The 8,877-nt window shown below is 66.1% G+C and carries 10 protein-coding genes; 1 reads left to right on the top strand and 9 read right to left on the bottom strand.

Annotation, left to right across the window (positions count from 1 at the left end; genetic code table 11):
- Positions 1–149 precede the first annotated feature (149 nt).
- From ACE3S9_RS10270 to ACE3S9_RS10250, 5 genes are all read right to left on the bottom strand, one after another.
- Positions 150–878: a CvpA family protein gene (locus tag ACE3S9_RS10270; RefSeq protein ID WP_374546362.1), complete on the bottom strand. Its 729-nt coding sequence runs from the start codon at positions 876–878 to the stop codon at positions 150–152.
- Positions 879–1,004: 126 nt separating this feature from the next.
- Entirely contained in the window at positions 1,005–2,435 is a 1,431-nt protein-coding gene (radA, locus tag ACE3S9_RS10265; protein WP_374546361.1) for a DNA repair protein RadA, read from the bottom strand.
- Positions 2,436–2,600: 165 nt separating this feature from the next.
- Positions 2,601–3,125, bottom strand: coding sequence for a hypothetical protein (locus ACE3S9_RS10260; protein ID WP_374546360.1), 525 nt, complete (start codon positions 3,123–3,125; stop codon positions 2,601–2,603).
- A 38-nt stretch (positions 3,126–3,163) separates the two neighbouring features.
- On the bottom strand, positions 3,164–4,297 hold the full coding sequence (alr, locus tag ACE3S9_RS10255; protein WP_374546359.1) for an alanine racemase: 1,134 nt from the start codon (positions 4,295–4,297) through the stop codon (positions 3,164–3,166).
- Positions 4,298–4,304: 7 nt separating this feature from the next.
- On the bottom strand, positions 4,305–5,768 hold the full coding sequence (locus tag ACE3S9_RS10250) for a replicative DNA helicase (protein WP_374546363.1): 1,464 nt from the start codon (positions 5,766–5,768) through the stop codon (positions 4,305–4,307).
- A gap of 34 nt (positions 5,769–5,802) precedes the next feature.
- Between ACE3S9_RS10250 and ACE3S9_RS10245 the strand changes: the two genes are divergently transcribed.
- Positions 5,803–5,940: a hypothetical protein gene (locus tag ACE3S9_RS10245; protein WP_374546358.1), complete on the top strand. Its 138-nt coding sequence runs from the start codon at positions 5,803–5,805 to the stop codon at positions 5,938–5,940.
- Positions 5,941–6,092: 152 nt separating this feature from the next.
- On the opposite strand, the gene rplI is transcribed toward ACE3S9_RS10245, so the two are convergent.
- From rplI to rpsF, 4 genes are all read right to left on the bottom strand, one after another.
- Entirely contained in the window at positions 6,093–6,656 is a 564-nt protein-coding gene (gene rplI, locus ACE3S9_RS10240; protein WP_374546357.1) for a 50S ribosomal protein L9, read from the bottom strand.
- A gap of 18 nt (positions 6,657–6,674) precedes the next feature.
- Positions 6,675–7,667, bottom strand: a complete 993-nt coding sequence (locus tag ACE3S9_RS10235; protein WP_374546356.1) for a hypothetical protein — start codon at positions 7,665–7,667, stop codon at positions 6,675–6,677.
- A 183-nt stretch (positions 7,668–7,850) separates the two neighbouring features.
- A complete protein-coding gene (gene rpsR, locus ACE3S9_RS10230) occupies positions 7,851–8,099 on the bottom strand; it encodes a 30S ribosomal protein S18 (protein WP_374546355.1) in 249 nt (82 codons plus the stop codon).
- A complete protein-coding gene (gene rpsF, locus ACE3S9_RS10225; protein ID WP_374546354.1) occupies positions 8,099–8,524 on the bottom strand; it encodes a 30S ribosomal protein S6 in 426 nt (141 codons plus the stop codon). Before rpsF ends, rpsR begins: the two co-directional genes overlap by 1 nt.
- Between the last annotated feature and the right edge of the window lie 353 nt (positions 8,525–8,877).

Below are 8,877 nucleotides of genomic sequence, written 5' to 3'. Positions count from 1 at the left end.
GCTCCATGGCCCTGGCTCCTTGCGCGCGAAAGCGCCCGCGCGCGAAAAGGCTGCTCTGCCCCATTGGCGAAAGTCAGGTCAATAAACCTCGAAACGACAAATGGAAAGTCTTTACGAAAATTTCCACCGCTCGAACTGCGCGATGAGGATCAGCGCGTTCCCTTGAGCAGGTTGTCGAGCTTTTTCTTGTCGTCGGGCGCCTGCGGCTGGCTGTCCGCCTTGTTGGGACGCGCCGGCGGGACCGGGGGCGAGGGCGTGGCCGGCGCGGCCTTCGGCTCGGAATCGGATTCCGGCGGCGGCGTGTCTTCGCTGGCGGCGGGCTGTTTGGGTTTTTTGAATTTCGCCAGCAGACCGTCGGGATCGTCTGGCAGCAGCGCCAGCAATTGATCGCTGGTCGCCTTCAGCAGCGGCAGGCTGCGCGCATTGGCCATCCACTGGTTTTTCACATTCGGCGCGGAGGCGGACGACGGGCCGGTCGCGTCCGGCGCGAGCCAGTTGAAGAAGATGAAGGCGATGGCGCAGAGCAGCAGGCCGCGCAGGGCGCCGAACAGGAAGCCGAGCGAACGGTCGAGCGGGCCGATCTTGGAATCGAGAATGGCGTCGGAAATGCGGATGGTGATGAAGGAGACGATGATCAAGGCGACGAAAAAGATCGCGGCGCCGGCCGCATAGGGGCGGATCGCCTCCTTGCTGATGAAGACCGGCGAGGCGGGATCGGCCAGTTTCGGCAGCAGCAGTGGATAGAAATAGACCGCGGCGGCGGCGGCCGCGCCCCAGGAGAAGATCGCCATGACCTCCCGCGTGAAGCCGCGCACCGTGGCGAGCAAAGCCGAAATCAGGACGACAGCAATCAGACCCAGGTCAAGATAAGACGGCATGCGGCGACTCGATCAGGCGGTGTGCGACAATCTGGCCCGGCGACCGGGGCGAAAGCAAGGAGGCGACCTTCCGTCGTCTTTCTTCGCGCCAGCTTATAACGAATGCGGCCTCTCGCGTCGATAGGGCTAGCCAGCCGCACGCGCCGGGCGCGGGGCGGTCGCTCGGCCCAGAGCGGCGATATCGGCGATGGCCTCGCCGATATGACGGATCGGGCGCAGGGAGGTCGCGGGATTCTTGCCCGCGTTTTTCCTGGCGGCTTCGCCCTCCTGTGGGCCCGGCGGCGCGACCGCGTGGGAAAAGCCGAGCTTGGCGGCTTCCTTGAGCCGCAGATTGGCGTGCGGCGCCGGACGGATTGCGCCGGACAGGCCGACCTCGCCGAAGAAAACCATGTCCTGCGGCAGCACGGCGCCGGTCAGCGAGGACACCAGCGCCGCCGCAGCCGCGAGATCGGCCGCCGGCTCGGAAATTTTCACGCCGCCGGCGACATTGAGATAAATATCGTGCTGGCCAAGCCGGACCCGGCCGTGGGTCTCCAGCACGGCGACCAGCATGGACAGGCGATTCGGGTCCCAGCCGACCACGGCGCGGCGCGGCGTGCCGAGCGCGCTCGGCGCGACCAAAGCCTGGATTTCGACCAGCAGCGGGCGGGTTCCCTCCATGCCGGCGAAGACCGCCGCGCCCGGCGCCGAGCCGTCGCGGCCGGCGAGGAACAGAGCGGAGGGATTGGCGACCTCCGACAGGCCGGCGCCGGTCATTTCGAACACGCCGATTTCGTCGGTCGGCCCGAAACGATTCTTCACATTGCGCAGGATGCGGAAATGATGCGCGCCGTCGCCCTCGAACGAGGCCACGGCGTCGACCATGTGCTCGACCACGCGCGGCCCGGCGATCTGTCCGTCCTTGGTGACATGGCCGACCAGGATGACGCAGGCGCCGGACAATTTGGCGTAGCGAATCAGGGCCTGCGCCGCGCAGCGCACCTGGGTCACGGTGCCGGGCGTCGCCTCGGCGGCTTCCGTCCACATGGTCTGGATCGAATCGATCACCACCAAAGCCGGGCGGCGGCCGGCGGAAAGGGTCGCGATAATGTCCTCGACCGAGGTTTCCGCCGCCAGCTCAACCGGGGCGTCGCTCAGGCCGAGGCGGTCGGCGCGCAGGCGGACCTGCGCCGCCGCTTCCTCACCGGAAATATAGACCACGCGTTCGCCGCGCCGCGCCAAAGCCGCGCAGGCCTGGATGAGCAGGGTTGACTTGCCGATGCCGGGCTCGCCGCCGATCAGCAGGACCGAACCCGGCACGAAGCCGCCGCCGGTGACGCGATCGAGCTCCGCCATGCCTGAAAGCAGGCGCGGCGCGGGTTGGGACTCGCCGGTCAGCCCCTCAAGTGCGAACACCCGGCCCTTTTTGGCGCTGCGCGCAGCCAGCGCGCCGATCCCCGCCGAGGGCGCCTCCTCGACCAGGCTGTTCCATGCGCCGCAGGCTTCGCATTTGCCCTGCCAACGGACGGCGACCGCGCCGCAATTCTGGCAGATGAAGGAGGAACGGGCTTTGGCCAAGGCGGGATTCCGGAGACGAATGAGAACAATTACAGAACATAACCCGCTGGCTTTGTCTATAGCGTTTTCGAGCGAAGTGGATGCCGGTTCGCGTAAAGAAAACGCGTCAAAACAAAAATCTAGATCGTTTCATTGTTTCCATGAAACAATGAAACGATCTAGCCCTCAGCGCGGCGCGGCTTCATCGGCATGGACGATCAGCGCGATTTCGGGCGCGGGCGCGCCGGAGATCTGGAGCGTCAGCGGCTTGTCGGAAAGCTGGAATTTCAGCGTCTTACGCACATGCGGGCAGTCCCGGGCGCCGCTGAAGGCCAGCGGCTTGAGCGCCGCGCCGTCCTGGATCGCGTCGACCCACGCCGCGTCAGACAAAGTGAGGCGATAAACGCCCGCGACGGGCGGCGCCGGCAAGGTGACGATGGCGGCGAAAGTCCCCAGCTTCGGCGCACGCTCGGGCGGCGACGGGAAGCGAATGGCGTCGAGTGGCGCGAGGCGCGCCGTCGTGGCCGCGCCATAGGCGAGGGCGCCGCCATTCTCCACCATGGCGCGTTTTTCGGCCGAGAGCGCCGTCTGGTCTTCGGCGATCGACCATTTGAAGGCGGCGCAGCCGACCGGTTCCTCCGCCCGCGCTGCTCGCGCCGCCAGCGCGGCGGAGAAACAAGCGACCAGGATCAGACTCTTGCGCAGGATCATATTGCTCAACCTTCAGATGAGGAATGATCGTCAATCAGTTAATCTGATGCTTGTTCTTGCGACCGGATATAGTCGCGACGGAAGCGTCCGCCGAGGCGGGTCAGGATTTCATAGCCGATCGTCCCGGCTTCGGCGGCCAGTTCGTCGATCCCGATATTGGGCCCGAGGATCTCGACGCGGTCGCCGCGCTTGACCGGACCGGTTTCGCTGATGTCCACGATGGACAGATCCATCGAGATCCGACCGACGATCGGGCAATAATGGCCGGCGGCGAAAACCTCGACGCCGATCGGTCCGTCCGATCCGCTGCGCAGGAAACCATCGGCATAGCCGAGATTGATGGTCGCCAGCCGTCGCCGCGAAGGCGCGGTCCAGCGGGCGTTATAGCCGGCCGTCTCGCCGGCGGCGACGTCGCGCACCTGCAGCACCACGGCGGTCAGGCCGACCACGCGGCGCATGGGATTGTCGCTGCCCGGCGTCGGATTGCCGCCATAGAGCGCATAGCCGGGCCGGCACAGATCGAAAAAGGGCGCGTCTTCGAGGAACATGCCGGAACTGTTGCACAAAGAGGCCGGCATCGGCGGCAGTTTGGCGCAGGCCTGTTCGAAACGCTCGACCTGCCGGCGATTGCGCGGCGCCGACATGTCCTCGGACGAAACGAAATGGCTCATCGCCAGCGCCGGCGTGAAGCTCTCCATCAAGGCGCGGGCGCGCGGCAGATCGGCGGCGGCGAGACCGAGCCGGTTCATGCCCGTGTCGATATGGATCGCGGCGGGATGCGGCGCGCCGTCGCTGGCGCAGAATTCGGCCCATTCCGCGATCTCGGGCAGCGAACCCAGCACCGGAATGAGCCTGGAGGACGGGTAAAGGCCGGCGGCGCCCGGCGTGAGTCCATTGAGGACGAAAATGCGGGCCTGGAGCGCGACGGTCCTCAGCGTCTCGGCCTCTGACACATGGGCGACGAAAAAGGTCTCGCAACCCTCGTCCAGCAGGGCCTGCGCTACGGGGCGGATTCCCAGCCCATAGGCGTCGGCCTTGACCACCGCCGCGCATTCCGCGCCCTGGGCGCGGTCGGCGAGTCGGCGCCAGTTCTCGGCCAGCGCGCCGAGATCGACGGTGAGCGCGGCCTGGCCGAAAGCGCGGGCGTCCTTGGCGGCTTCGTCGTCCTGCATGGCGCCCTCACATCGGAACAGGGAGGTGATCATCCCGCGCCAGATCGCTGAACCGCGTATATTCGCCCTCGAAGGCCAGCTCCACCGTCCCGGTCGGGCCGTGGCGCTGCTTGCCGATGATCACCTCGGCCTTGCCGTGGGCGCGCTCCATTTCGCTCTGCCAGGTCATGAACTCCGGCGTGCCTTCGCGCGGCTGCTTGTTCTTGAGGTAATATTCCTCGCGATAGACGAAGATCACCACGTCGGCGTCCTGTTCGATCGAGCCGGATTCGCGCAGGTCGGACAATTGCGGCCGCTTGTCGTCGCGCGATTCCACCTGACGCGACAATTGCGACAAGGCGATGATCGGCACATTCAATTCTTTTGCCAGAGCCTTCATGCCGGTGGTGATTTCGGTCAGCTCCTGCACACGATTGTCGCCACGCGAGCGCGAGCCGGACAGCAATTGCAGGTAATCCACCACCAGAAGGTCGAGGCCGCGCTGGCGTTTCAGCCGCCGCGCCCGCGCCGTGAGCTGGGCGATGGAGATGCCGCCGGTATGGTCGATATAGAACGGAATACTCTGCATGTCGCGCGCCGCCTGCGCGATGCGGTGGAATTCACTCTCGGTAATGTCGCCGCGCCGAATCTTGTAGCCCGGAACCTCGGCCTGTTCGGCGATGATGCGGGTGGCGAGCTGTTCGGACGACATTTCCAGCGAGAAGAAGCCGACGATGCCGCCGTCGATCGTCGTGTGGGAGCCGTCGGGCTGTGTCTCGCCGCGATAGGCCTTGGCGACATTGAAGGCGATATTGGTGGCGAGCGCGGTCTTGCCCATGCCGGGGCGGCCGGCGACGATGACAAGGTCCGACGGCTGGAGGCCGCCCATCATGCGGTCGAGATCGTTCATGCCGGTGGCGACGCCGGACAGGCCGCCGTCGCGCTCCCAGGCCTTGGCGGCCATGTCGACCGCGCTGGCGAGCGCGTCGGCGAAGCGGTGGAAGCCGCCCTCATAGCGTCCGGTTTCGGCGATCGCATAGAGCTTGCGCTCGGCTTCCTCGATCTGGGAGCGGGGGCTCGCCTCGATGCCGGAATCATAGGCGGTGTTGACCACATCCTCGCCGATCCCGATCAGCTCGCGGCGCAAGGCCAGATCGTGGATGGCATGGCCGTAATCGGCCGCATTGATGATGGTGGTCGCCTCCGCCGCCAGCCGCGCCAGATATTGCGGGATCGTCATGCCGCCGAGATCCTGTTCGCCCAGGAAGGTCTTGAGCGTGACCGGCGTGGCGAGCTTGCCGGCGCGGATCAACTGGCCGGCGATCTCGTAGATCCGACGGTGCAGTTCCTCCGCGAAATGGTCGGGTTTCAGAAAGTCGGAGACGCGATCGAAGGCGTCGTTATTGACCAGAATGGCGCCCAGCAGCGCCTGTTCCGCCTCGATATTGGCGGGCGGAGCGCGGAAAGCGGCTTCGGGAGCGGCGACCGTCATCAGCGACGGCGCATATTTCTTTTCCAATACGGCCATGGAAAGCGCCATTCCTGGCGCGACAGCCAAGGCGGCGCGCCGAATCGAAGTGAATTATCGGATTGATGCGACGATATACGCAATCGCCGACTGGTTGTGGCATGGCGGCGGCGCGAAGAAATCAATGAAAGGTTAAACCACGCCCGCCGTCCACATTATCCACACAGTTTCGCCATATTCGGCCCGGCGCGCCGAAAGCGCTTGACGGCGGCGCCGATGCAACGGGCGCAAAAAAGCCGGACGGGATCGCGCCCGTCCGGCTTGATTTTCAAGCGGTTTGACGTTGGATCAGAGTTCGACGTCGCCAGCCTCGGCGAGCGCGGCGCCGACTTCTAGGCCGAGATCGGCGATCGAGGTCTCTTCGCGCACGGTGGCCGATTCGCCCTTGGCCTGACGCTCGGCTTCCTCGGCGGAGCGGGCGATATTCACGATGATCTCGACATCCACTTCCGGATGCAGGTGCACCGGCGCCTTGTGCAGGCCGAGCGTCTTGATCGGGGCGTTGAGCAGGATCTGGTGGCGCTCGACGGTGAAGCCGCCGGCGGTCGCCGCCTCGGCGATGTCGCGGGTGGAGACCGAGCCGTAAAGCTGGCCGGATTCGCCGGCCTGACGCAGGATGACGAAGGTCTGGCCGTTCAGCGTCTCGGCGACGGCCTGGGCCTCGCCCTTGCGCTCGAGATTGCGGGTTTCGAGCTGGGCGCGCTGGGTTTCGAAATGCTTCTTGTTGCCTTCGGTGGCGCGCAGCGCCTTGCCGCGCGGCAGCAGGAAATTGCGGGCGTAGCCGTCGCGCACGCGCACGATTTCGCCCATCTGGCCAAGCTTGGCGACTCGTTCAAGCAGGATAACTTGCATGGTGGTGACTCCGATTGTTCAGGTTTTGGCGGAAAGGGAACGCGCCTTGCGGGCGCGCAGTGCAAAGAGGGAATCAACCAGCCCGAACAGGGCCAGGATGACGATGGACCACGGCTGGAGCACCAGCACGGAGGCGTACAGGGCGGAAAGCCAGGCGCCGCGGAATCGGGCGTCACGCGTCAGGCCGTGCAGCGCAGCGAGGCCCTGCAAGGCCAGGCCGAAGCCGGCCGCCGCGGCGACGGCGTCGCCGATCACGCCGATGAGGCCGCCTTTGAATGACAGGCCGGCCGCCAGCAGGCAGATCGGCCCGATCAGCCGGGGCAGCGCCAGCGTCTCGGGCAGAGCGGGCCAGGGCCGGCGCAGGCGGCCGGAAATTTCGATGGTGCGCGCGGCGAGCCAGAGATTGACGGCGAGCAGCAGGGTTTGCGAGGCGGCGACGCCGGCCGGCGCGCTCATGACCAGCAGGCGCTTGATCGAATCGGCGTCAAACTCGGCGGAAATCGGACGCAGCTCTTTCACGAATTCGTCCAGCGCCGGGCCGAGCCGATCCAACACCGCAGCCAGCGCGGCGTCGAAGCCGCGATAATGCGACACCAGCACGCCGACGCCGAGGCTGGCGACGCCGACCGCGAGAAAGATGACGACCGTCAGCAGATCGCCGGGCATGGCGAAACGCGGCGCGGGCGAGCCGGGATCGCGCGAGGGCAGGCACGACTGAAGCAAAGCTGCGAGGATCAGGGCGGGGGCCGCGAAACCGAGGAAAAAGGCGAGGCCGAACGGCAGCTTGGCCGCGAAGACCAGCAGGCCCGCGCCGGCGAAAGCGCCGAGCAGGGCGGCGGGAAAGGAAAAGCCGGCGGCGCCGATCATCAGCGGCAGCGGCGAAAAATAGGTGAGCGCCATCGCGAGGCTGGAGCCTCGCGTCGAAACGACGAAAAGGAGAGCGCTGGCGAGGCCGGCGCCGAATCCCACGGCGCGATCGGGCCAATTGGCCGGCGGAAAATTGTCGTTCATTGCGCGCTGTCCCGGTTCCACGCTCGGTGGACGGTTAGAGGCGGATCAGGGCCCGCCCCAACTTGGAAAGCGCCGCGCATGCGCGGCGCGTCTTCTATCGTTCAAAAGTTACGTCGCGCATGCGCGACGCGACTTCTCTCGCTCAAAGGCTTCGCCGCGCGGGAAGCGCGGCGCGGCTTCGCCTTACGCGATCACGTAAGGCAGCAGGCCGAGGAAGCGGGCGCGCTTGATGGCCTGGGCCAATTCGCGCTGCTTCTTGGCCGAGACGGCGGTGATGCGCGAGGGCACGATCTTGCCGCGCTCGGAAATGTAGCGCGACAGCAAACGCGTGTCCTTGTAGTCGATCTTCGGCGCATTCGGGCCGGTGAACGGGCAGGTCTTCCGGCGGCGGAAGAACGGACGGCGGGCGGGGCCGGCGGCGGTCGTGGTCATCAGAACTGTCCTCCCTCGGCGTTTTCTTCACGGCGCGGGCGCGGCGGACGGCCGCCGGGGCCGCGCGGCGGGCGATCGCCGCGATCGCCACGATCGTCGTCGTCGCGCTTGCGCAGCATGGCCGAGGGGCCGTCTTCCAGCGCTTCGACGCGGATCGTCAGCGAGCGCAGGACGTCTTCATTGATCGACCACTGGCGCTCGGCTTCAGCCAGCGCCGCCGCAGGGGCGTCGAGGTTGATGAGGGTGAAATGCGCCTTGCGGTTCTTCTTGATCCGATAGGCGAGGGACTTGACGCCCCAATATTCGACCTTGCCGACCGTGCCGCCGAGATTGGTGATGGTCGTCTTGAACTGCTCGGTCAGGGCTTCCGCCTGCTGGGCGGTGAGATCCTGGCGAGCAAGGAAAACATGCTCATAGAGAGCCATATTTGAGCCTTTCTCTGTCGTGTCGTTCGTCCGGCGCGGAGCCCTTCGAGCCCGGAGAAAGGCTCGACGGAAACATTTCGAAGGCGGGAACACGGGAAGGCGGCTAAAAGCCTGGTCGCGGACGACCCTTCCGTTCAGCCCCCGGCCGGGGAACGAAGCCGCGCTTATAGCGGGAATTTTCCCGAGATCAAGCGAAAAGCGCGGAAAACCGGCGAGTTTGGCCGCTTTGCCTTGACACGCGCGGCGGGGGGCGCCATTGGCGAGCGCCAATTGAAGCAAAACGAGGCAGAGTCGCAAGTGACCGTCGCATTTCTCTTTCCGGGCCAGGGTTCTCAGGCGATTGGCATGGGCAA

The organism is Rhodoblastus sp., from assembly GCF_041915505.1.
Classification (GTDB): domain Bacteria; phylum Pseudomonadota; class Alphaproteobacteria; order Rhizobiales; family Beijerinckiaceae; genus Rhodoblastus.
This window is presented reverse-complemented; position numbering and strand designations above follow the sequence as displayed.

Bases quoted from the DNA above. Each gene is read 5' to 3' on its own strand.
- ACE3S9_RS10270 (WP_374546362.1), bottom strand. From the start codon at position 878: ATGCCGTCTTATCTTGACCTGGGTCTGATTGCTGTCGTCCTGATTTCG.
- ACE3S9_RS10260 (WP_374546360.1), bottom strand. From the start codon at position 3,125: ATGATCCTGCGCAAGAGTCTGATCCTGGTCGCTTGTTTCTCCGCCGCG.
- alr (WP_374546359.1), bottom strand. From the start codon at position 4,297: ATGCAGGACGACGAAGCCGCCAAGGACGCCCGCGCTTTCGGCCAGGCC.
- ACE3S9_RS10250 (WP_374546363.1), bottom strand. From the start codon at position 5,768: ATGACGGTCGCCGCTCCCGAAGCCGCTTTCCGCGCTCCGCCCGCCAAT.
- ACE3S9_RS10245 (WP_374546358.1), top strand. From the start codon at position 5,803: ATGGAAAGCGCCATTCCTGGCGCGACAGCCAAGGCGGCGCGCCGAATC.
- rplI (WP_374546357.1), bottom strand. From the start codon at position 6,656: ATGCAAGTTATCCTGCTTGAACGAGTCGCCAAGCTTGGCCAGATGGGC.
- ACE3S9_RS10235 (WP_374546356.1), bottom strand. From the start codon at position 7,667: ATGAACGACAATTTTCCGCCGGCCAATTGGCCCGATCGCGCCGTGGGA.
- rpsR (WP_374546355.1), bottom strand. From the start codon at position 8,099: ATGACCACGACCGCCGCCGGCCCCGCCCGCCGTCCGTTCTTCCGCCGC.
- rpsF (WP_374546354.1), bottom strand. From the start codon at position 8,524: ATGGCTCTCTATGAGCATGTTTTCCTTGCTCGCCAGGATCTCACCGCC.